Source organism: Petrotoga mexicana DSM 14811 (genome assembly GCF_002895565.1).
GTDB lineage: Bacteria > Thermotogota > Thermotogae > Petrotogales > Petrotogaceae > Petrotoga > Petrotoga mexicana.
This window is the reverse complement of record NZ_AZRN01000025.1, coordinates 1-24460: the sequence shown is the minus strand read 5'-3', so window position 1 is coordinate 24460 and position 24460 is coordinate 1. Positions and strand designations below refer to the sequence as shown.

Here is a 24460-nt window from a genome sequence, read left to right as displayed (position 1 = left end):
CAAAACTTTGAGAGATTGTTAAGAATCAATTCATATACTTAAGATAAAAAGGTCGTGACGTTTAACACTTTTTTGAAGGTCTCCGTAAATATTATAACTTTTTTTGTTTTTGAATAATTATAATATATAATAATGTTAAAAGATCTTTGGAAAAAGAAAGGAGCCAAATATGGTAGAAATTTTCTTTGTAGGGTTAGGAGGATTTTTTGGAGCGATTAGTCGATTTTTGCTTTCGAGGTGGGTAAGCTTGAAACTTGAGGGTGTTTTGCCTTATGGTACTTTAATAGTTAATCTTCTTGGATCTTTTCTTCTTGGATTTATAATGACCTTTTTCCTAGAGAAAGGTTTAACTCATCCTTACCTTAGATTGGCAATCACTACGGGATTTATCGGTGCTCTGACTACTTTTTCAACCTTTAGTTATGAGACAGTTGTTCTTATTGAAGAACGAGATTGGTTCTTTGCTGGAATGAATATCCTTTCGAATTTGCTCTTAGGTCTTGTTTCTGTTATGGGAGGCATTATTCTAGCAAAGGCTATTAGCTAATTCCGTTTTCTTAATAAATTTATTTAAATTGCTAGGTAGTCCATAGAAAGGAGAAAATCATGCAATATTCAGGAGAAGGCAAGATTTTAAAAATATATATCGGTGAAACAGATAAATGGAATCATGAGCCACTTTACCACGTTTTAGTTAAGAAGTTTAAAAAGGCTGGGATGGCTGGTACCACTGTCATTAGAGGCATAGAAGGTTTCGGCTTAAATAGTAGAATAGAAAGTGCACATATTTTACAATTATCCTCAGATCTTCCTTTGATAATAGAAGTGGTAGATGAGGCTGAAAAGATTGAAAAAATATTACCTGAGGTCCAGGAATTAGTTAAAGATGGATTAATTACTGTAGAAGATGTAAAGGTAATTAGTTATTCTAGCAGTAAAAAAGTAGATAAAGAATAGTTTCTGATAATAAAATCTAGGTTATTAAAATTATTATAGCTAAGTCGTATTTACGATATAAAAACCCGGTGAGCATTTCCACCGGGTTTGAATATTTGTTATATATATATTTTTAAGAACACTTTGACCATCCGCAAGTGGTGCAGGTAACACAGCCTGATTCGTTTATCAGGGTATTTTTAGATAAGCAGCTTGGGCAGTATGCGTTGCCTTCTGAGTCTATATAATATCCTTTTTCGTATTTTAAGTCGTTGGCGTATACGAATTTTTCTACTTCTTCCCTGGTTTTCGGCGTTCCCGTTCTTATTACTTCATAATCTTCTATTTGAGATTCCCATAATTGGTTGAAATCGTTGAGGGCTTTGCTTATTTCTTGTGCCAATTCTTTACAATATGTTCCCTTAACTTTTTTTAATTGCTCAACTATTTCATCAGTTGAAACGCCTGCTCTTAAAGCTATGGATGATAATCTTCCAATAACCTCTGCAGTTTCTGTGCCATCTGATAGAAAGATTTCTACGGCTTCACCGCCATCATCAAAGGAGACGGTGACGTATACTGTTCCCGTGTCGTGTTTGAACTTTCGTGTGACGCTTCGTAAGGTTTCTTTTCTTGGCCTTGCTCTTAGTTTATGTTTTTCATCCAATACGAAGAATGTAACGTTTTTGCCTTGTGTTTCGGATGTTTCCTTTTCTTCTTTGGAAGCGGAGGTTAGAACTTGAGTTTCAAGGCTCCCATCTCTGTAAATAGTTAATCCTTTTAGGTTTAATTCTAATGCTTGTAGATAGATAGCTTTAACGTCTTCTATTGTTGAAGATTTAGGCATGTTTATAGTTTTAGAGCATGATGCATCAAGATAACTTTGAATTACGTGTTGGGCTAATAAATGATCTTTTGGTGGTATGTCCATTGAGGTTACAAATATTTTTTTGATTTCGTTTGGTATGCTGTCTATATTTTGAATGCTTCCTTTTTCAATGATTTCAGCTTTTAACTCTTCTGTCATGTTGGTGCCTATTTTTTCCATTAATATTGGATTTATGTAAGATAGGGGAACTCTGTCTCCTTCTTTGTTGGTCATGTATCTTACATAGGATAGTAAGAAATTTGGCTCAATCCCACTTGATGTATCTGCCAAGTTAGATATTGAACCTGTTGGGGCTATGGTGTTCGTTTGTACATTTCTTTTGTATTTTGTAGCTTCGCCTTGAAAATGTTGACGTATTTTTTCATTCCATGCTTTTATGTCTTCGTCTATTTCGTCATCCAACATGGGAAATGGTATGAAACCGTGCGGGTATTTGGATCTTTGAAAATCTGGGAAATTGCCCCTTTCTTTGGCTAATTCAGTACTTGCAACATGAGAGAAATACGCTAATTCAGCGGTTAATTTTGCCATGAATTTTCTGGCTTGTTCTGAGTTGTAAGGTAGCTCTTTTTTGTACAACGCATCTGCTAATCCCATTATTCCTAATCCAATAAATCTTTGCTTTTTAGACATTTCTTCAATTTCTTTTAGAGGATAGATGTTTGATTCTATGACGTCATCTAAAAATCTAACAGCCCAATATATTATTTCTTGGAATTCTGAAATATCATCCGAGTTTGGGTTTCCTAAATCCATGTCTTCAACTAACTTTGCAACGTCTATAGAACCGAGATTACAACTTCCAAAAGGTGGTAGTGGTTCTTCTCCACAAGGGTTTGTGGCGGTGACTGGGGTATGTTCACTCATTGCGTAGTATTGATTGTGTCTGCCAAGGAAGAGCATGCCAGGATCTCCCGTTTTCCATGCGTTTTCTACCATTTTGTTCATTAGATCGTTTGCCTTGATAGTCTTTCTTATGGATGATGCGGGATGTTCTAAGGTGAGATCTCCATTTTCTTCGAGCATTTTTTTGAATTCTTTTGGGTTGTCAATGTTCACTGAAATGTTGAAGTAATTCAAGACATTGTTGCCTTTGTTGTCTTTTTTGGAATTTATAAAGTCAAAGACATCGGGATGATCATACCTTAGTACAGCCATTTGAGCTGCCCGCCTTGCCCCACCTTGTTCTATCGTGGAAGCTGCTGTGTTGAAAACATGCATGAAGCTAATGGGTCCGGAGGATTTTCCCCCTGTTCCAGCGATAGAAGAACCTTTTGGACGTAAAACAGAGAAGTCGTATCCTACTCCTCCTCCATATTTCATTATTAAAGCAGCATTTTTTACCGCATCAAATATGGCGCTCATTGAGTCGTCCATAGGGATTACAAAACATGCAGATAACATGTTGTGTTTTGTTCTTGAATCAAAAATTGTTTTGTAGTCTTCTAAAGTTGTTTCTTCTATATCTTTTTTGAATAATTGTCTGTCCATTGTTTTGCCTGCGTTGAATATCGTTGGACTGTTTGGTAAGAAAATTCGAGATTTAATTAGTTGATAAAAATGCTCTTCTGCATTTTTTATTTCTTCTATATCACTGGTATAGTTTACTTCAGCTGCAGCAACATGTCTTGCAATCCTTTTTGAAACTTCATCCCATGTGCTTTCTAAATAATTCCCTTCGCCATCTTTTAAGAAATATCTGTCTTTTAATATGGTGATTGCATTCTTCGATGGTTCTTTTTGGATCCATTTATTTAAAACTCTCATGAAAATTACCCCCTTGAATCAATATATTGTACTTTTATATGATAACACGACAATATATTGAAATCAAGGGGGTCTATTAAAAATTTACAAAATCTTATTGAGGATATTTCACTAGTCCCATCAAGTAGTTTTTATGGGGCATGAGAGGATTGTTAGGTGTTACCCTTACATTTATTCCATATTCCCCCCTGTCTTCTATTTTAAATTTTACTGAGTATAGATATGTGTCTTTTTGTACTTCTTTGATGAGTTTCATATCGTACCGCCTTATGTTTGCTATTTTACCATCTTTTAACCTTGCAAATACAACTTCTGGTAGGATTGAGTCTGGACCTATACCTGGCAAGTATATTTCTGCTTGTACTCCTATTTCTTCTTCTGCATTTTTTACACCAGTAAGATCTTGATCGAGTTTGACATGTATTTTTATAGAGTCCCAATTTTCTTTTAATAATTTAACCCAACCGGCAAATTCTTTTGCCAATTTAAAGTCATCGTTTGAAAAACGTATGTGTTGCTCAAGAGCTGGCATATATAGTTTTTGAGTGTATTCTTTGAGCATTCTTGATGTGTTGAAGAAAGACGTGACACTTTTAATAGATTCTTTCATCTTTGATACCCATTCTTTTGAAACGTTAGATTCTTCTTTTTCATAGTACAGAGGCACTATTTGTTTTTCTAATTGGTTGTATATTGAAACACTGTCTATTTTATCCTGTAATTTCAAGTCTTCATAGTCTCTGTTGTCCCCTATGGCCCATCCATTTTTACCGTTGTATCCTTCAACCCACCAGCCATCTAAAACTGAGAAGTTTATAGCTCCATTCATTCCGGCTTTCTGACCTGATGTTCCAGATGCCTCTCTTGGACGTCTAGGATTGTTTAACCAAATGTCAACACCCGAAACTAAGTGCCTTGCCATATCCATATCGTAATTTTCCAGAATTATGACCTTATTTTGAAATTCTGGTTTTCGTGAGTATTCGTATATCTTTTTTATGAGTTCTTGACCCGGTTTATCTGCAGGATGAGCTTTACCAGCGAATATTAATTGTACGGGTTTGTCCGGATCGTTCAAAATCTTTTTTAATCTTTCTTCATCACTGAATATTAAATCTGCTCTTTTGTAAGTAGCAAATCTTCTGGCAAAACCAATAGTTAAAGCTTTTTCATCACCTATTTGATTTACTTCTTCAAGTTGTTCAACTGTTTCTCCATGTCTCGATCTTTGTGCTTTTATACTCTTCCTAATGTATTCTATTAACTCTTTCTTTAGTTGTTGGTGAGTTTCCCATAGTTCATGGTCAGGGATATTATCAATTTTTTCCCAAAGTTCTGGATCGTCAATCTTTGACATCCAGTCAGCACCTAGGTATTCTTTTAAAGATTCCTGTAATTTTGGGTTTAACCATGTGTCTATATGTACACCATTGGTGACATAGTTTATAGGTACTTCCAACCATTCAATACCAGGCCAAACATGGTTCCATAACTTCCTTGATACTTCTCCATGTAGCCTTGAAACTGCATTTGATCTCCCAGAGAGTTTCAGCGCCAAAATGGTCATTGAAAATAATTCTTCCGTGCTTTGTTGCTTTTCTAATCCTAAATTTAGAAAGTCCTGCCTTGAAGCTCCTAATTTAGGCCAGAAGTCTCCAAAATATTTATCAATTAAAGAAATAGAAAATACATCGTTTCCAGCTGGTACAGGAGTGTGAGTGGTAAAAACGTTTCCAGCCCGAACCGTTTCAATTGCTTCCTGAAAAGTTAAGCCATGTTCTTGAACTAATTCACGTATTCTTTCAAGCCCTAAGAATGCAGCGTGACCTTCATTCATGTGCCAAACAGAAGGATTGTATCCTAATTTTCTTACCGCTTTAACTCCACCGATTCCTATTAGTATTTCTTGCTTTATGCGCATTTCTATGTCTCCACCATACAATGTGGAGGTTATTTCTCTATCTTCAGGGTCATTTTGCATTAGGTTGGTGTCTAGAAGATATAGGTTCACTCTTCCCACCTTTAGCTGCCAAACTTTAGCGAATACCTTTTTCCCTAACAGGTCTATATCGACATATATTTCATCTCCATTGCTGTCTTTGGCGGGAATAATAGGGAAATCCGAAAAATCGTAGTCTAAATATATGCTTTCTTGCCAACCTTCCGAATTGAGCTTCTGAATGAAATACCCCTTTTGATATAATAAACCTACAGCTATAAGCGGTATACCTAGATCACTTGCACTTTTTAGATGATCACCAGCCAATATCCCTAAACCGCCAGAATACATTGGAAAAGATTCGTGAAGGCCGTATTCCATACAAAAGTAAGCAATTTCCCCTTCTTTAAAAGAACTATGGGTTTTTCTGAACCATGTGTTGCTATTTTCATTCATATAATCAGAGAACCCTTTCATGACTTCTTGATAGAGTTCATTAAATTTTGAATCTTCTGCAGCTTTGTTTAACTTTTTTTGTTCCACACGCTTTAAAAAAGTGACCGGGTTTCTCTGGGTGGATTCCCAAAGCTCTTTGTCTATGTTTTCGAATAAGGCTTGAGCTTTATAATTCCAAGTCCACCACATGTTTTCCGAGAGTTCTTTTAACCCAGAAATCTTTTCTGGGATTTTTGGAACGACGGTAATTTTACTTATAAAATCCATGTTTTACCCTCCCAATATAGCTTTTGATAGAATCTTTAAAATTAGATAACCCCTTTTGGACCCAATCCCAGTAACTTTTTTAAAATAAATATAATACTTGAAAATTCTTTATTTCTAAATTTTCTAATTATTGCTCCAAAATTCTTGAGATTCCGATATCATTATTAGCTCTCCAAAATTATTGGTTGATTTTTCTAAATAGTAAATCTTGTTGAACAACCCATACTTTTTAGAAATGAAATAAATGTAGTCTTGGGATTCACCTACTGTGCTTATTAAATTCTTTGACAAAGTAAATTCTTGTCTTTTACTTTCAATGGTATAACTATCCTCACTTTCTTTGATATAATCATAATTTGCTAATTCTGGAACCTCTAAAACCCTTATTCTTAGAAGGTTTTCAACAAAGGTGAAGATATCTTCCACAATTTCCTCGTTTGGTACTATGACAAATTTAAAAATATTTCCATTTTTTAGAATTACAGAATATTCAAGACCTCTGAAATCGTATGAAGGATATGAGATTACTACCATATCAGAGTTTTCAAAAAAGAAGAATCTATCGTCAAATGTTTGAATATTGAATGAACCAAACTTCGTTTTTACTGTGTAAGTGTTTGTGATATTGCTTTTTTCAATAGTTATATTGTAACCTTTGGGCGAAAAAGGCATTTTTTTAACCCGTTCGTAGCCGGTTTCTTTGATTTTTACATATGGATAGTAATAATGGTTTTCTAAGTTTTCTACGTACAAATTCCATAGTATGAAAGTTGCAAAATATATGACTGCCATAGTGCCAATGATGATTAATAAATTTTTTAGACTGTCGTTGGATTGGTTTTTTTCTTTTTCTTTTTCTTTTTCTTCCATGATTTTTTCTCCTGTTTTAATGATCTGATTTAGCGCTTCCGCCCTTCTAAAAGGGACCTGCGGTCCCTAACGCGGCCGGGGGGAGGGCTCCGCCCTGTGACCCTTTTAAAACCAGAATCTTATTGTTAAAAATTATTTAGTTTCTATAATATTTATTCTATATAGGTTTGCGCCCTTTTCCCCGCTGCCCACCCTTTTAAAGAGGGGCCTGCGGTCCCTGACCTAAGCAGGGATAGAGGGCTGCGCCCTGTGACCCTTTAAAAAATAGAGCGTTTTTTAGTTAATTATTCACATTGTTTTTTTGTAAGCTGCGCTGGGTCGTTATTTGCGCCCCTTCGCCCCGCAGCCCCCCCATAAGAAAAAGGCGAAAGATCTCTTGACTCCACAACCCGCCTATAAGGAAAAAGATTTTTCCCCTTTCATCCTCAAAAGTCCACCTGTGAGGAAGAAAGACTTTTTTAGCGCTTTTTCACCCCGATGCTCACCCATAAGGAAAAAGATCTTTATTTAGCTCCCTTTCACTTTGCTTTCTTCATAAGGAATGGTAGTTAGGATTCTTCACGCTCCCAGCTGTTTTTACATTAACTACCAGGGAATATATTTATTGGTAATTGGCATTCTTCTGTCTTTTCCAAAACTTCTTTCAGTTAGTTTTATCCCGGGAGCAGATTGCCTTCTTTTGTACTCGTTCTTGTTTACCATGTTTATAACATTTTTCAATAACTCTTCATCGTATCCTTCTTGTAGTAATTCATCATAAGACATTTCTCTGTCTATGTACTTGAATAAAATCTCATCTAGTAAAGCATATGGCGGCAAAGTATCCTCATCTTTTTGATTTGGTCTAAGCTCTGCTGAAGGCGGTTTTTCTAATATAGATTTTATAATAATTTCTTTTCCGTGAAGTTCGTTGTACTTTTTGGCAACTTTGTATAGCTCTGTTTTGTATAAGTCTTTAATGGGAGAGAATCCTCCCGCCATGTCTCCATACAATGTAGCATATCCTGTGGCTGCTTCACTTTTATTTCCGCATGCTAAGGCTAAATATCCGAATTTGTTCGAAAATGCCATTACTAAGTTTCCTCTTATCCTTGCTTGAATGTTTTCTTCAGTTTTATCTTCATCGGTGTTTTTAAAGCTTTCCTTCAAATTTTCAATATATTTTTCGTATATGTCATTAATCGGAATTATTTTGTAATTTATTCCTAAATTTTTGGATAGTTCTATCGAATCGTCAATACTGCCTTTAGAAGAGTATTGAGAAGGCATTAGTAATCCCAAAACATTTTCAGGACCTATAGCGTCCGCAGCAATAGCCGCCGTGAGCGAGGAATCTATTCCTCCACTCAATCCTAAAACGACTTTTTGGAAACCATTTTTCCAAACATAATCCTTTATACCTGTTTTTACAGCGAGGTACAATTGCTCGTATATATCAAAAGAGTCAACTTTGATAGCTTTTATAGGATTTTTTTCCGTAATCTTTTTTGCTATTTTAATTGTATTTACGCTTTCATAATAGGCACTTTGATTGTAATGTTTCCTTTTTCCTTCCCTTAAATTTGCTCTAGTAGGTTCTAGGGGATCTATATCTATAAAATACAAACCCTCTTCAAAAGAAGGAGCACTTAATTCTATTTCTCCGTATGGGTTAATTACAACGCTTCCACCATCGAAAACCAACTCATCTTGTCCACCTACATTATTGCAATAAGCAATCCAACTTGATAACTCTGATGCTCTAGTTTTGAGCATTTCAAATCTTACCTTATTTCTTCCCTTATAAAAAGGAGACGAAGAAAGATTTAAAATCAAATTGGCTCCGTTTTGGGCTAAGGAAACAGCCGGTCCATTGGGAACCCACAGATCTTCACAAATTGTTATTCCTATTTTGATCCGTTCAATTTCCATTAAAAAAGGTGTTCTACCGGCAGTAAAATATCTTTTTTCGTCAAAAACAGAGTAGTTTGGTAAGAACATCTTTTTATAACTACCATAGATTTCCCCTTTGTATATAACAAAAGCGGTGTTGTAGGATTCAACATCCCAGTCAACAGCACCTAAAACTATTACAACATCTTTAGATTCGCTAAAATCTTGTATTTCTTTTATACTTTTCAAAGAATCCCTTAAAAATTGGGTTTTTAAGATTAAATCTTCGGGGGGATAACCATTTAGAGTTAATTCTGGAAAGAGTATCAGATCGGCACCTTTTTCGTCTGCCTTGGAGATAAAATCTTTTATCTTTTCAATATTTCCCTGATAATCGCCAACTGTGGAATTCATTTGGGCCAAAGATATTCTTATTTTCATAGCTAATTTGTGCTTTTAGTTGATTTTTTAAAAGCACAGGCCTCCTTTTTTGGTATTGAAAAAAGAAACACCAATATATTTTACCATTCTTGCCATAATAAATCAAATTTTCTATTTATGATGTCAGCTAACCCTTTATTTTTAATTATTACAACCATTTCGTCATTTTTCTCTCTTGCCCTGTAGGTCAGATTGTAACTTCCTATAATGACCGTTTCTTTATCTATTGTTACACACTTTGCATGAATGTCATTTCTATACTTTATATTTATGCCTTGCATATATTTTAATGGTGATGTGTAGATTTTGTTCCAATCGTCGGATAGTATTTCAACAACTACATTATTGGAGGAAGCTTGTTCCAAGATATGGACGAAGTAGGGATCGGTGAAAGAATATGAAAAAACTTTTATAGAAATTTTGGATCTCTTAATCTCATTTAAGACTGAGTTAAGGACCTCTTTTGATGGTCCAGTTACTATTTTTACTTTCCCGAATTCTGTCGTGCTTAGGCGCTCATTGATTGGTTTTTTGTAATATCCAAATTTACCCCTTTGAAAGTTTTCATATTCATCAAGGAAAACTTTTACGACCTTTTCATCTTCGGTGTAGATAAAGATGTTTAAATCTGTTAATAAACCGCTTGTAGTGAAATTTCCGGTTCCAAATAATACTGAGTTGTTATCAAAAATCATATATTTTTGATGTAGATACCCATCGGTGTTTTTGTCATATTTGATGTTTAAATTTAAATCACCAGAATATCCACCATCTTTTTCTAAAAATATTTGGTGATTTATAGCTGATAATTTTTTAGAAATTGTGTCATCCAAACTGAAAGATACAACTTTTACTGAAGTGCTCGTTGTTAGTTTTTGGTTTATAAAGTATGCTAATTCTCCACCGGAGAAGAAGAGTTCATAGGAAAAAAGCGAGGTAAAGAAAGACAGAAATAATGCTGTTAAGATAAGTTTTGCTTTCAATGTTGTTAAACCTCCTACTTTGTTACCTCCGATACTATCTTTATCAATTCTACAGCGCCCCTTCGCCCCGCTCCCCACCCATAAGGAAAAATGTTTTCATCTTTTAGCCAAGAAGCCGACCCATAAGGGAAAAGTTTTTTTAATATTTTCCCAAGAACACCCTCGTACGAAAAAAGTTTTTCATTTTTTGACCTGCTAACCACACATAAGGAAAAAAGTTTTTTTGTTTTTTGTTCTGCTGCACACACATGGGAATACAAAATGAAATCTTTAGAATTATAGCATATTTTCAGATTATGTTTCTAAAATGCGCTTCGAAAAGAAAATTTATTGAAAGTATGGTAAAATATATTTGTTATATTGTAAATAACAGACTATTGGAGGAATTTTTCATGAAGGTGTTGTTTCTCAATCCTCAAGGCAACTTTGACAAAAACGATTCTCATTTAACTGAGCATCCTGATTTTGGTGGTCAATTGATCTACGTTAAAGAAGTATCGAAAGAGTTGGCTAATTTAAATGTTTCTGTGGATATAGTCACCAGACAGATAAATGATCCCAATTGGCCAGAGTTTTCTAAGAAGTTTGATTATTTTGATACGAATAAAAACCCAACTATCGTTAGAATACCTTTTGGTGGGGATAAATTTTTAAACAAAGAACAATTATGGCTATTTTTAAAGGAATACGTTGATAATATTCTTTCATTCTACAAAGATCAAAAGATAGATTTCATAACCACCCATTACGCCGATGGAGGTTATTCAGGAGTTCTTTTAAAATCAAAATTAGGCTTAAATTTCTCGTTCACAGGGCATTCTTTAGGTGCCCAAAAAATGGACAAACTAAACGTCTCTTCTGAGAACTTTGAAGATCTAGATAAAGAATATCACTTTTCTCAAAGAATAATGGCTGAAAGATTGTCCATGCAATATGCATCTAAAATTATTGTCTCCACATCTATGGAAAGATACGAGCAGTATTCTCATCCTTTGTATGTCGATGTTTCTGAAGTTGAAAACGACAGTAAATACAAAGTGATTCCTCCTGGTGTTAACACGGAGATCTTTAACGACGATATGACTGACCTCGATCAAGAGACTGTCGCTCAAATAGAAAAAAAATTAAATAAACAGCAAAAACCTTTTATTATTCTCTCCAGCCGTTTAGATCTCAAAAAGAATCATATTTCTGTTGTAAAAGCATACGCAAATTCTAAAGATCTTCAAGATAAGGCAAATCTAGGAATATTTCTTAGGGGCATTCCTGATCCATTCACCGACATACACAAATTGTCGGAAAAAGAAAGATCCATCTTAACCCCAATTTTGGAAGAAATAGTAAAAGCGAATATAAAAGATAAGGTATATTTTTTTGATTTAAAATCTCAACTTGCCTTAGCTTCTGCTTACAAATTCTTTTCAAAATTGAAGTCCGTCTTTGTTTTACCTTCTTTTTATGAGCCTTTTGGCTTAGCTCCTATCGAAGCAGGCGCTTGTGGCCTCGCTGTTGTTGCAACAAAGAATGGTGGACCAAGTGAAATATTCTCAGATGGTTCAGGTGTATTAATTGATCCTGAAGATATACAAGATATTGTTGAGGGCTTAATAAACGGTTTGAATAATTATGATTATTTTTCAAAAAAGGTTAAAAAAAGAGTTTTAGAAAATTATACTTGGAAAAGCACGGCCAGAGGATATTTAGAGGTTATTGAGGAAGGAATTAAACTTCCCAAAAAAAACATAGAAAAAGTGCCTTCTTTAGATGCAAAAGAAATAATACTTGATTATTTAAAAAATAAAAAGATTTGAAATTATGGTATAATTTCGATGATAGAAGAAAAAAGTGTCGATTTTAAGGTTGGTGTGGTGAATGCTGCTTTCTTTGTCCATAAAAAATTTTGGTCTTTTTAAAAGTGCTAACGTAGATTTTAGCAACAATTTCTGCGCTATCACTGGTGAGTCGGGAACGGGAAAATCCATGTTTCTAAATGCTTTAAATCTTTTTTTAATAGGAAACGTTCCTCAAAACCTGAAAACCTCAGAAGGTTCCGTGTCAGCGTATTTTACTGTTAATGAATTCATTAAAGATATGTTGCAGGAATACGCACCTTTTGATGGTGATGAATTGATCTTAGCTGTAAATTTCACTCCTAAAAAGACGCTTTTTAGAGTAAACGATACAATAGTTCCAAGAAACGTTGTTCAGGAGGTTTCAAAGTATCTGCTAGAAATTCATTCTCAAGACTCCAACATAGCTTTGAGAGATGAGAATTATCAAAACTCTTTGATCTTTAAGATTTTGAGGGATAAATTCCCCGAGTATTTTTCTGAGTACGATAAGGGGTACCAGGAATATTTGAATTTAAAAAGAAAGTTAGAAAATCTTCCAACCAATAAAACAGAAATCTTTCGAAATATTGATATTTTAAACTACCAGATACAGGAAATTGAAGAGGCGAACCTGCAACCTCGTGAAGATGATGAACTTTCTGCTAGATTTAAAACTCTAAATAATATGGAAGAAATCAGGGAACGATTGGTGGAATCATTAAACATACTAAAAGACAGAGATGAACAAAGTATTGATCAGGAAATTGGTTATATAATTTACAATCTGTCAAAGCTTAAAGATTTTGGGTTCGGTGAAGAATATTCCTTGGCTTCTTCTATTCAAGAGCAGATAGATGAATTATATACCCTTTTAGAAAATAGATTGTCTGAATTAGATACTGATCCAGAAGAATTAGAAAGAGTCAGTGAGAGACTGAATAAAATCATCGAGTTAAAAAGGAAATATGGACCATCTCTTGAGGATGTTTTAGAAAATCTCAACAAGTTCAAAATTCAAAAAAGTGAGTTAGAAGAAATCAAAAACGATTTTCACGAATTAGAACCGAGATTGTCTAAGTTGAAAGAGGAATTATTAGAACTCAGTGATAAAATAATAGAGAAGGTTACTCCTTTTCTAAATGATTTAAAATCACATATTGAAAATAATTTAAAGGATCTCAATATGGAGAATAGTAAGATAGATTGGAAGATAGAAAAACTAAAAGAACCAAAAAAAGAGTCCGCACATAGGATTACCTTTTTATTAAAAACAAATCCAAAAAGTAAATTTATGCCTTTAGCCGAAATAGCTTCCGGTGGAGAATTATCTAGAATAATATTAGCAGTAGAGGTTGTACTAGGAAAAAATCATGCAATTGATACAATGGTTTTTGACGAGATTGATTCTGGAGTTGGCCCAAGAATGGCCGATGTCGTAGGAAATAAGCTCAACGAATTATCAAAAGATAAACAAATTATTGTAATTACTCATATGCCACAAGTTGCAAATTTCGCCACTGAACATTTTAAAATAGTAAAATCGTTGAACGAAGAAACTACTTCAACAATTGTAAAATTATCAGAAAATGAAAGATTAGAAGAAATAAAAGAAATGTACGGAAACATTGTCTATTGAAAAGGATGTGTAAAAGATGTACAGTCGTGAAGATCTGATAAAAAAGATAGTAGATGAAAAAGGGCTTCAAGCTATTCCTAATTTAATAGAGCTATTAGATGACGAAGATTACGAAGTTCGAGAATTGGCACGGGATGCATTGAGCGTGATGGCACCCGAAGGAAAAGAATACCTATTACAAGAGTTCAAACGAAGATTTAATCTCAATCTTCAAGACGATACTGTTTTGTTGTATCTAGCTGAACTTTTGTCTGATTTGAAGTGTCACGAAATAGTGGAAAACCTTAAGATGATGTTCAATAAATTTTCAGATGAGAGGGCTTTCCCTTTGATCATAGAGAATTTATTAAAAATCACAAAAGATGAATCTTATTTAGATATATTGAAAACTTATATTGACAGTGACGAAGGTGAAATAGAAGAGATAAGCGTTATGGCCATCACCGAGCTACCAAGCAGAAAAACTTTAGATATACTTTTAGAGAAATATTATAAAACTACCAACAATTCTTTAAAAGTACTTATTTTGGATTCAATAACAAAAATCTTGACTAAGAATTTTGATTTAGTTCCATACCTACAAGAGCGTGACCCTGAAATATCTGAAAAGCTGGAGTGGCATCTCAAAAGGTCTTGATTTTGGACTAAAAATTTGTTATAATATAGATGTATCCCAGTAAAAAAAATTCACCCCGAACGGGGTCAAGGAATAAAGTATGGGGACGATTGGGTTCGACGGGAATAGGCTGAAGTCGGGAAGCGAGTCGAGGAGTCTGAAACCTCGTAAAAAACGAAAAAATATTGAAATGCCGAAGAACCAGAATTAGCATTAGCTGCTGCGTAGACGGCGGCTCGTCTCTCCTCAAGTTTTCTTGGAACCTCTCTTGAGGAATGAGGCGTCAGAAAAAGGTTCCACTTCTAAAATCTCTTACCCGGATTTTAGAAGTATCAATGGGTAATAGGAAATTGTGACTCGGTCCGCAAAGTCACAATTTCCGAAAGCTGATTGCGGACTGCGCTCGGAGAAGCCGACTTCGCCTGTTTTCGGACGCGGGTTCGATTCCCGCCGTCTCCACCATTTTTTAAGGTAATATGTTAAAAATTTCACATATATACCAGATATGTAAAAGGGGGAGTGGGCGAAGCACTGATTTTTCTTCATTATGGTCGGGCTGCGAGACAAAGGTGAACTATATATAAAATTTTAGAGATACTAAAGACCGCATAATCCAAAAAGATGGGAGGGTGTTTAATTGTTTTGGGTAAGAGATAAGGCAAATCAAAAATCTTTTATCAAAGAAGATGAAATATTTAAGCTCTTGGAAGAAACAAAATCCCCAAGTAGATCAAAAGTCAGGGACATTATTCAAAAATCGTTATCAAAAGAAAGATTGGATCCGGGTGAAGTCGCTACTCTTTTAAATGTTGAAGATGATGAAACGTTAGAAGAGATTTTTGAAGGAGCAAGAACATTAAAAAAGAATATATATGGAAATAGAATAGTGTTATTTGCCCCTCTTTATATCGGAAACAAATGCATAAACGATTGTGAATATTGTGGTTTTAGATCTAGTAACCGCGAAATTTTTAGAAATACCCTGAGTTTTGAACAACTAGAGAAAGAAGTAAAAGCCCTTGAAGATAAAGGCCATAAAAGATTGATATTAGTATATGGTGAACATCCTGATTACAATGCAGATTTCATCGCTAAAACTGTTGAGACGGTATACAAAACAAAAAACAAAAACGGTGAGATCAGAAGGGTAAATATCAATGCTGCCCCTCAGACAATTGATGATTACAAAAAAATAAAAGAAATGGGTATAGGAACGTTTCAAATTTTTCAAGAAACTTATTATTATCAAACGTATAAGAAGGTTCATCCAAAGGGACCAAAATCAAGCTATATATGGAGGCTATATGGATTAGACAGAGCCATAGCCGCAGGTATAGACGACGTTGGAATCGGTGCCTTATTTGGTCTTTACGATTATAAATTTGAGGTTATGGGACTAATATACCATACGATACATTTTGAAGAACGTTTTGGATTTGGTCCACATACAATTTCCTTTCCACGAATGGAACCAGCCTTAAATACCCCTTTATCTGAGCAACCTCCATACCTTGTTAATGATAATGAATTTAAAAAGATAGTGGCGATTTTAAGGTTGGCTGTACCCTATACTGGTTTAATTTTAACAGCAAGGGAACCTTCCCATATAAGAAACGAGATATTAAAGTTAGGAGTTTCACAAATAGATGCAGGTTCTAACATTGGGATTGGAGCATATTCAACAGAAGATCAAGAAGCCTATAAAAAAAGCCAATTTACTTTAGGTGACCAAAGGAGTTTAGATGCTGTAATAAACGAATTAGCGATCGAAGGTTATCTTCCTTCATTTTGTACAGCCTGCTATCGTATGGGGAGAACCGGCGAACATTTCATGGAGTTTGCAATACCTGGATTTGTGAAAAGGTTTTGTACTCCAAACGCGATTTTAACTCTATTAGAATATGTACAAGATTACGCACCAGAAAATACTAGGGTATCTATTGAAAAAAGAATCAAAGAAGAATTAAAAGATATGGATGAAGGACCTATAAAAGATAAATTATTGGAAAGAATAGATCTTGTTAAGGCTGGAAAAAGAGATTTATATTTTTGATGTAAAAGGATGTATAAATGAAATTACAAAATCACGAGATTTTAAAAAAGCTACAGGGTAAAGCATCACAATCCCCGTCTCAAGGGGCTGACTACATTAATTTTTCTGAAAAAGTTAAGAATATCGTGAATTATTTCACAGATAATAAAACCATCGAAAAAGAGCACATCATCCAAATCTTGTCTTTAAATAAACATGATAAAGATCGAGAAGATCTTTTCAAGGTAGCAAATCTGATCCGAAAAGAGTATACAGGAGATTATATAAACATTAAAGGAGTTATCGAGTTTTCAAATTATTGTAAGAAAAATTGTTACTATTGTGGATTGAGAGCTAAAAATCCATTTGTGCAAAGGTACCGGATGAGTCCAGATGAAATAATTGAAGTGGCAAATCAAGCAGCGATATTTGGTTTAGATACAATCATTCTTCAAAGTGGTGAAGACGATAAATATACAGATGATGATTTAGTCTACATCATTAGAGAAATAAGAAAAAACACAAGTTTACCCGTATCTTTATCCATCGGAGAAAGAAGTTTTTTGTCTTATAGAAAATTCAGAAAAGCAGGGGCAGTAAGGGTGCTTCTAAAACATGAAACTATAAACAAAGAAATTTTTAAAAATATTCACCCTGAAAAGAACTATGATAATAGAATAGAACTTTTAAGGTTTATGAATACCCTGGGTTATGTGACTGGTTCGGGTAATATTATAGGTTTACCGGGACAAACATTAGAAGACATTGCAGAAGATATTCTTTTTATGAGAAACGAAAACATCAGGATGATCGGTATAGGTCCTTTTATCCCAACAGAAAACACTCCGTTAAAAGATCATCCTCGTGGAAGTAGTGAATTAACTTTAAATGCCTACTGTGCCACAAGGTTTTGCATACCAACGGCACAAATGCCTACTACTACCGCATTAGGAACAATTTCTCCTGATTTACAATACCAAGGCTTTTATGCAGGATGTAACGTTATCATGGTTAACATAACTCCAGAGGTATATAGAAAAAATTACAACATCTATGACAATAAGATAAAAGTAGAATTTTATGAAACGTTCGAAAAAATCAAACAATTAGGCTTCTCACCTTCCAAAATAACGCAAAAACGAATGGAGGAGAAAAAGAATGCCAGCAACATCCGGTTATAGGACTTACATAGCTATAGCAGGTAGAAGAAACGTTGGAAAATCCTCTTTGATAAACGCCATAGTGAACCAAGAAATAGCTCTTGTTTCCAACGTTGCTGGAACAACTACCGATCCAGTCTATAAAAGCATGGAGTTACAACCTATCGGTCCCATTACTTTAATTGATACCCCAGGTATAGACGATGAAGGTGAACTCGGGGAAAAAAGAATCGAAAGGGCTAAACGAGCCTTTTACAAAGCTGATATAGGAATTTTAGTAGTTGATTCTGAACCAAACGAATTTGAACACTTCATCTGCAATCTTTTTGAAAAGATGCAAATCCCATTCATAATCGTATTGAATAAGATAGATCAGCTTAACAACGTTTTTAACTTAAAACAATTATATATTAATTCTTTCAAAAAACCAGTTTTAGAAGTTTCCTGCAAAGAAAAAATTAATATAGAAAGAGTAAAAGAAGTTTTGACTGAGTTAAAACCAAAAGAAGAGGAAGTTCCCATGCTTCCTAAATTTATTAAAAGTAACGATATTGTCTTACTAGTGGTTCCAGTAGACACTGGAGCACCAAAAGGTCGATTGATAATGCCACAGGTGGCAACTATAAGAGAAGCTATAGATAGAAAGGCTTTTCCAATTGTGACATCTGTTGAAGGAACAAGTGAAATAATTAGTAAATTGAAAGAAAAACCAAAGTTGGTGATCACCGATTCTCAAGCTATTGGAACGGTTGTTGAATTAGTGCCCGAAGATATAAACCTCACTACATTTTCAATATTAGAAGCTCGCCATAAAGGGGATATCAGTATTTTAACTAAGGACGTCGGCGTAATTAATAAGTTAGTAGATGGTGACACTATTCTTATTATGGAAGGCTGTTCTCATCGACCGTTAAATGAAGACATTGGAAGGGTTAAAATTCCTAAATGGCTTAAAAAATATACTCAAAAATCCTTGAATTTTAAGTTTATTGTCGGGAAAGAATTTCCCGACATAGAAGATGTAAAAAACGTAAAATTAGTGGTGCATTGTGGAGGATGTACTCTTACAAGAAGGATGATGATGAGAAGAATAAATGCGATAAATAGATTAGGAATTCCTATTGTAAATTATGGAGTAATAATATCATTTCTTCACGGAACCTTAAATAGAACATTAAAACCTCTTTCATTATAAACGATTTTTATAGAGGCTTCTGATTTTAGGGGGTCTTTCTTTTTTCCTTAAACACGTGATTTTTCACTGTTTTATAAAAGAAATGTAATGAAGTTTAGTTTTTTTGTATAAAGAAGAGAGTATCATAGTATTTGGAAGCCACCAACTTAAAAGTTAAATGAAGAAAGGCGGCGAATTACTATGTACGAGAAAAATCAAAGTACTTACGATGAAGATAATTATGACAAATTTAAATATTCCTCCCAAATTGATTTTATTAGATCCCTAAAAAATGCTAACGATGAGGAAAGTATTAGAAAGTTAGCGTTAGCCAAAGAAGATTATTTTTTTAATAATAGGAAGAGTACTAAACGATAGAATGGGGAAAAATAAAATTATCGAAATTAAAAATCTATCTGTATACATCAACAATCTAAAATTATTGAATAATATTAATTTAGAAATATCAAAAAATGAAATTCTTTTAATTTATGGACCTAGAAATGCAGGTAAATCTTTGTTAGCAAGGTCTATGGTGGCATTAAATGAGGAACTTTTTAAAGGTATCCAAACCACTGGACAGGTTTTATTTTTAGGCGAGGATGTAAATAATATTGAAAAAAGATATTTGCGATCCTCAATTGCTTATTCTGAACCTACTTTTGTCGACAATATCAATTTCCTGACTTTAACTGAAGTTTTCAACCTTGCTTTAAGAATGAAACCGTGTGACATTTCTCAAGAACAATATATGCTTCTTGAAAAACTTAATATTGCACATATTTTTTCTAACCATTCTTCATTAAAAAGTTATGAGGATTTTGGCAACTGGACTATTGGAGATAAGATTTCTTTTATAATCTTTCTGAGTTTAGCGAGAAATCCACAAGTATTTATATTTGATTCCATTCTAGACCATTTGGACGATTTCATGCATAAAGATATTAAGGATTTTCTTTTCGATATAAAAGAAGATCGATCGTTGATTATTTCAACAAGAAATCTTTCTTTGTTTTCTGACATTGCAGAAAAGATTGTTTTTTTGGATAAGGGTGAGATTATTTACAAAGGGAGTATTGAGGGTTTTTTACTGAACTTCCCTGTTTAGTCATTCACTCCTCTTCATTAGAATAGATTATAACTTCGTTTTTCGCAATTTCGATATCGAACTTACCAAAATCGTATTCCTTTTGTGGTGGGTAAGAAGGCAATTCTAAAAACATATTATAAACATTTTCCTCTTTGAATACTCCTCCAGCAAATTCAATCCTATAACTTTCTAATTTGAAAGTTTTTATCTGAATATATTCATCAGTGACCAAAATGGATAAAGGAGCTCTTTCAAAATCTCGATTTACATTTTTTTTACCCAAAGTAACAAATTGGCCCGAACTAGAAAGCAAGTATACCGTACTATCTTTCTCATAGGCAAAAACAATTTCTCCATCTATATAGAATGTCTTACTTTTTTCTTCTATATCACCATAATCACAATAAAACCGGGACTTAGTAATAACAGGTTGTCCTTTTTTTGGCATCCAAATTGATAAAGGCTCTCCGTAAAAGAAAGCTCCGCTTTCAATTTCAAATACTTTATCTATATTAGTTTCAACTTTTTTATATATCTGTTGTTTTTCCAGATCTAATGAGTATTTTTCACCTTCATAATTTGTTAAGTCTATTTCTATTTTTTTTAAGCCATCCGTTAAAGTAATCTTTGATGGCGGCACCTCTATAGTAATTGGTGTTTTTATTTTTAGATTGTTTAAAGTAGCTTCTCTACTATCTCCTGTAATTTCTAGCTCTATCCATTTTGAAGGTACTCTTGTAATCACTTCGCCTATAGGTGGAGAAAATTGATGCTCAAAAATAAAACCATTTACATCTAGAAGTACATACATATTTTCATCCCAACTTAGAAATTTAGATGTTTTGGTCCCATCATCTGTAACAATAAAAGAGTTTTCCGCAATGACAAAAATACTCCTAGGAAGTTCATTAAGTATTTCATGGATAGTACTATCCAACTTTTCCAAAGAAGTTGAAACGATTTTGTTTTTATAATTTATATAGAATAGTTCGTTAATATAATCTACTTCCATAATTTGAGAGTTTTCACCAGGAGGGATGGAGATATCCGCATATTTGTAGAGATTTAATAAGACCTCGTCGAAATATTTCGAGGGGCCATTATAAATTAAGCCTATTTCAACTTTTGCAAAGGTTAAAACGTTTATTAGAATAAAGCTGAATAAAAATATAACCCTTGAGGGGGAGCTGATGCAGGAGCCAAAGCTCTTTTTTTTGCTTCCAAAATTTCCTGTATTTTTTCCACTTCCCATACATCTGTACCTACCTTTACCAATGCACCAACTATATTTCTAACCATTCGTCTTAAAAAAGACTTCCCTTCAACTCTTATCAAAATCAGATCTTTTCTTAACTCTATTATTCTTACCCTATAAATAGTTCTTATAGGATTCCTTTCATCGTTTCCCGTTTTAAAGCTGGTAAAGTCATGCTCACCTTCAAAATATCTTGCTGCTTGTCTCATTTTTTCTAAATTTAATCTGAAAGGAATCCACCATACCCTGTTTCTTAAAAATATATTTGGATCTTCATTTATATAAATAAAATAGTGATATATTCTTTTTTTTGCCTCAGACCTTGGATTAAAGCCTTCTTTTACTTCCCTAACTTCCTTTACATACACATCTTCTGGTAAAATGGCATTCAAAGCATCTTTAATATTTCTTTCAGTCATATTTTCGTTTTCTACTTTAAATGAAATAACTTGGCCTACCGCATGTACTCCTGTATCAGTTCTTCCGCACGCATAAGATGGAACTTCCTTTTTAAAAATAATCTTTAAAGCTTTTTCAAACTCATCTTGGACCGTACGAAATGTTGGCTGACTCTGATAACCATAAAAGTTTGTACCATCATACATTACCCTTGCTGCGACCCATTTCACTAATACTCCTCCTAATACGTCTTCTGTAGTAATTGAGCTTCTAAAATTTTGAATGCAATTTCCGATTCATATTTTTTTAATAGATCTATATTTTTTTTATAAATCCCATCATAGATCTTTATCAAATACAAATTAACAAGTTTTGTAATCCTCTGAGCAATCAACTCTTTAATATCAAAAGGGACTTTTTCAACTGTCTTTTCTAGCCAATAACTAAAATTATTATTTATATCGTTTTCTAAAATCAAATCGTTGAAAGAAGAAATTACTCTTCTTAACCCTACATATTTAGAAACAAGATCAACATAATCACCATGAATCTCTCTAATGGTGTTGGATATGTCATCACAATAACTTAATTTAAGGTATTTTCCTCTTCGCTCGCTTATATTTAAATATCTTCTTATACCTGATAAATCATTATTGTCCTCTTCCACGAGAAAATATCCTACGAAATGATCAGAATTTTTTCTTAAAATAGAAGGTGGAAGAATATCGTTTATTTTTATCGTGCTACCATCTAAATAAGAAATATCGTTTATTTCTACAAAATTTCCTTTATCTGAAAACAAAACGTTATGAAACCGCATTTTCACTCACCTTTATTTGAAATACTAAACATTTACAATTTCTGATATAACCTGCTCAGCATCTTTTATTAGTTTACGGGATTCATTTTCTGAAGATGATTTTACCATAATATAAAATTTAATTTTTGGCTCTGTTCCTGAAGGTCTTGCTATTATTTTAACGTTTGAATATCTCAATTCCACTACATCGGATTTCGGGAATCCCTCTATCCCATTAAGATAATCTAAAGTTTCCTTCAAGGTAAAATCACCCACTTTTATAGGTGGGGTTTTTCTCATTTTGTTCATTATACGTTTTATTTTTTGAGTTCCTTCAAACCCTTCAAAAGTAAACGAAAGAAGTTTTTCATCATAATAGCCATACCTTTCCTTTAGATCCTTCAAATATTCAGTGAGTGTTTTCATCTTAGAAAGCAATTCAGAACTCATAACAGAAATTAATGCAGCAGCAATTATTGCATCTTTATCCCTCACATGATCATTCGCTAAATATCCATAACTTTCCTCAAATCCAAATATGAATTTCCTTCCACTGCCTATATATTTTTCAATTTTTTCCCCTATATATTTGAATCCGGTCAACGTTTCTTCGACTTTTACATTGAACTCTTGAGCGATGGGTTTAACCATATCAGTAGTAACTATTGTCTTTACAATGTAATCATCAGGGTTTAAGGAAGAAAATTCTCTAAATTTGCTTAACAAATAGTGAGCCAACATGACTCCAACTTGATTTCCTGTAAAAGATACATAATCACCTTTGTACTTTTCAAATATCCCTATTCTATCACCGTCAGGATCTGTTGCCAAAACAAGATTAGCATCTATTTCTTTTGCTTTTTTCAAAGCCAGTTCAAATGCTTCTTTCTCTTCGGGATTAGGAACCTTTAAAGTTGAAAAGGAAGGATCAATTTTTGATTGTTCTTCAACTAAACTTAACTCAAAACCTAATCTATCCAAAATACCTTTAACTAATTTCAAAGCTGCTCCATACAATGGTGTATATACTATTAAGGGTTTTTTATCCATCTTTGGATTTAAAGACCTAATATATCCTTCAATTTCATCTAAATAATCGTTGAAAATGGTTTCGTTAAGTATATTTATTTTTTCAGAATTAACAGCTTCTTCGAAGCTCATCATCTTAATATCTTTGAAGTAATCTAACTTTTCAATTTCTGCAGTAATTTCATTAGCATATTTGGGAACCGCTTGAGTGCCGTCAGATGTGTAAACTTTGTAACCGTTGTATTCAGGTGGATTATGGCTTGCGGTTATGACAATTCCTCCATCTGTTTTTAGCTTTCTTACCGTGAAGGAAAGTAATGGTGTGGGAGCGACTTGATCAAAAATATGAACATTAACGTTATTAGCAGCTAATACTCGAGCAGCAACCTTTGCAAATAAGTCGGAGTTATTCCTTGTATCGTAAGCAATAACAACACTGGGAAAATCTTTATATTTTTTCAAATAATTAGCAAACCCCTGAGTCGCTCGAGCTACGGTGTATACATTCATTCTGTTGGTACCAACACCCATTATACCCCTTAAACCACCAGTTCCAAATTCTAAATCTTTATAAAATCGATCAATAATCTCATCCTCATTATCCTTTAAACGCATCAATTCTTCTTTGAAATCTTCTGTCACATTTTCAAGCCACTGCTGATATCTTTTATATGCAATTTCTTTAACGTCTTCCATTTCACTCCCTACCTCCATTTTTAGAAGTTTATACTGAATTTAGAAATTTGAAAATTTACTTTAATAGCATTTCGCCCTGTAACTCCCCGTCCTTTCACACCGAAACTCATCAAAAAAATTATATCATATTTTTTCCTTTTTATTAAGCAAAAATGCCGCGTATATTCTACGCGGCAATTTTTAAGGGCGGGACTTGGGCAGAGAAACTTTAAAAAAAAGTGAGGGGGCGATACCTACTCTCACACGTCTTAGCGTACTACCATCGGCACGATACGGCTTAACCGTCAGGTTCGGTATGGTTCTGGGTGTTTCCCGTATCGTT

The 24460-nt window shown here is 33.8% G+C and carries 19 protein-coding genes, 1 rRNA gene and 1 other RNA gene; 11 read left to right on the top strand and 10 right to left on the bottom strand.

Translation table 11 applies throughout. From position 1 onward, the window contains the following. The first annotated feature begins 169 nt into the window (after positions 1 to 169). Both crcB and X927_RS06335 read left to right on the top strand, forming a co-directional pair. Positions 170 to 547, top strand: coding sequence for a fluoride efflux transporter CrcB (crcB, locus tag X927_RS06340; protein WP_103077263.1), 378 nt, complete (start codon positions 170 to 172; stop codon positions 545 to 547). Between the two features lie 59 nt (positions 548 to 606). Next, positions 607 to 957 carry a DUF190 domain-containing protein gene (locus tag X927_RS06335; protein ID WP_103077262.1) on the top strand — a complete coding sequence of 117 codons (351 nt, stop codon included), beginning with the start codon at positions 607 to 609 and terminating at the stop codon, positions 955 to 957. A gap of 112 nt (positions 958 to 1069) precedes the next feature. Here X927_RS06335 and X927_RS06330 read toward each other — a convergent pair whose 3' ends face one another. The 5 genes from X927_RS06330 to X927_RS06310 all read right to left on the bottom strand — a co-directional run bounded on the left by X927_RS06330 (position 1070) and on the right by X927_RS06310 (position 10420). Continuing rightward, complete coding sequence (locus tag X927_RS06330) at positions 1070 to 3592, bottom strand: adenosylcobalamin-dependent ribonucleoside-diphosphate reductase (protein ID WP_103077261.1); 2523 nt, start codon at positions 3590 to 3592, stop codon at positions 1070 to 1072. A 94-nt stretch (positions 3593 to 3686) separates the two neighbouring features. Then, a complete protein-coding gene (glgP, locus tag X927_RS06325; protein WP_103077260.1) occupies positions 3687 to 6254 on the bottom strand; it encodes an alpha-glucan family phosphorylase in 2568 nt (855 codons plus the stop codon). 123 nt (positions 6255 to 6377) lie between these two features. Then, positions 6378 to 7124 (bottom strand): hypothetical protein, encoded by a 747-nt coding sequence (locus X927_RS06320; RefSeq protein ID WP_103077259.1) that lies wholly within the window; start codon positions 7122 to 7124, stop codon positions 6378 to 6380. 585 nt (positions 7125 to 7709) lie between these two features. After that, on the bottom strand, positions 7710 to 9437 hold the full coding sequence (locus X927_RS06315) for an NAD+ synthase (protein WP_103077258.1): 1728 nt from the start codon (positions 9435 to 9437) through the stop codon (positions 7710 to 7712). An 80-nt stretch (positions 9438 to 9517) separates the two neighbouring features. After that, on the bottom strand, positions 9518 to 10420 hold the full coding sequence (locus X927_RS06310; protein WP_103077257.1) for a phospholipase D-like domain-containing protein: 903 nt from the start codon (positions 10418 to 10420) through the stop codon (positions 9518 to 9520). Between the two features lie 392 nt (positions 10421 to 10812). Here X927_RS06310 and X927_RS06300 point away from each other — a divergent pair, with 392 nt between their 5' ends. The 9 genes from X927_RS06300 (at position 10813) to X927_RS06265 (ending at position 19978) form a co-directional block, all read left to right on the top strand. After that, positions 10813 to 12231 carry a glycosyltransferase gene (locus tag X927_RS06300; protein WP_103077255.1) on the top strand — a complete coding sequence of 473 codons (1419 nt, stop codon included), beginning with the start codon at positions 10813 to 10815 and terminating at the stop codon, positions 12229 to 12231. 73 nt (positions 12232 to 12304) lie between these two features. Beyond that, on the top strand, positions 12305 to 13888 hold the full coding sequence (locus X927_RS06295; RefSeq protein ID WP_169925175.1) for a DNA repair protein RecN: 1584 nt from the start codon (positions 12305 to 12307) through the stop codon (positions 13886 to 13888). A 16-nt stretch (positions 13889 to 13904) separates the two neighbouring features. Further along, positions 13905 to 14525, top strand: a complete 621-nt coding sequence (locus X927_RS06290) for a HEAT repeat domain-containing protein (RefSeq protein WP_103077253.1) — start codon at positions 13905 to 13907, stop codon at positions 14523 to 14525. Positions 14526 to 14606: 81 nt separating this feature from the next. Next, positions 14607 to 14966: a transfer-messenger RNA gene (ssrA, locus tag X927_RS06285) on the top strand. 175 nt (positions 14967 to 15141) lie between these two features. Further along, positions 15142 to 16557, top strand: coding sequence for a [FeFe] hydrogenase H-cluster radical SAM maturase HydG (gene hydG, locus X927_RS06280; RefSeq protein WP_103077252.1), 1416 nt, complete (start codon positions 15142 to 15144; stop codon positions 16555 to 16557). Positions 16558 to 16574: 17 nt separating this feature from the next. Beyond that, entirely contained in the window at positions 16575 to 17717 is a 1143-nt protein-coding gene (hydE, locus tag X927_RS06275; RefSeq protein WP_103077251.1) for a [FeFe] hydrogenase H-cluster radical SAM maturase HydE, read from the top strand. Next, the gene (hydF, locus tag X927_RS06270; protein ID WP_103077250.1) at positions 17695 to 18891 is read left to right on the top strand and encodes a [FeFe] hydrogenase H-cluster maturation GTPase HydF; all 1197 of its coding nucleotides are present in this window, start codon (positions 17695 to 17697) and stop codon (positions 18889 to 18891) included. The genes hydE and hydF overlap by 23 nt, the downstream gene beginning before the upstream one ends. Positions 18892 to 19071: 180 nt before the next feature. Next, positions 19072 to 19248, top strand: coding sequence for a hypothetical protein (locus tag X927_RS10205; RefSeq protein WP_169925174.1), 177 nt, complete (start codon positions 19072 to 19074; stop codon positions 19246 to 19248). Position 19249: 1 nt separating this feature from the next. Beyond that, positions 19250 to 19978: an ATP-binding cassette domain-containing protein gene (locus tag X927_RS06265; protein ID WP_103077249.1), complete on the top strand. Its 729-nt coding sequence runs from the start codon at positions 19250 to 19252 to the stop codon at positions 19976 to 19978. Positions 19979 to 19982: 4 nt separating this feature from the next. On the opposite strand, the gene X927_RS06260 is transcribed toward X927_RS06265, so the two are convergent. The 5 genes from X927_RS06260 to rrf all read right to left on the bottom strand — a co-directional run. Next, on the bottom strand, positions 19983 to 20972 hold the full coding sequence (locus X927_RS06260; RefSeq protein WP_146026590.1) for a hypothetical protein: 990 nt from the start codon (positions 20970 to 20972) through the stop codon (positions 19983 to 19985). A gap of 134 nt (positions 20973 to 21106) precedes the next feature. Then, the gene (truA, locus tag X927_RS06255; protein ID WP_103077247.1) at positions 21107 to 21844 is read right to left on the bottom strand and encodes a tRNA pseudouridine(38-40) synthase TruA; all 738 of its coding nucleotides are present in this window, start codon (positions 21842 to 21844) and stop codon (positions 21107 to 21109) included. An 11-nt stretch (positions 21845 to 21855) separates the two neighbouring features. After that, entirely contained in the window at positions 21856 to 22434 is a 579-nt protein-coding gene (locus X927_RS06250; protein ID WP_103077246.1) for a hypothetical protein, read from the bottom strand. A gap of 24 nt (positions 22435 to 22458) precedes the next feature. Further along, on the bottom strand, positions 22459 to 24138 hold the full coding sequence (locus tag X927_RS06245) for a phospho-sugar mutase (RefSeq protein ID WP_103077245.1): 1680 nt from the start codon (positions 24136 to 24138) through the stop codon (positions 22459 to 22461). A 221-nt stretch (positions 24139 to 24359) separates the two neighbouring features. Then, positions 24360 to 24460, bottom strand: a 5S ribosomal RNA gene (gene rrf / locus X927_RS10470); the annotation flags it as partial.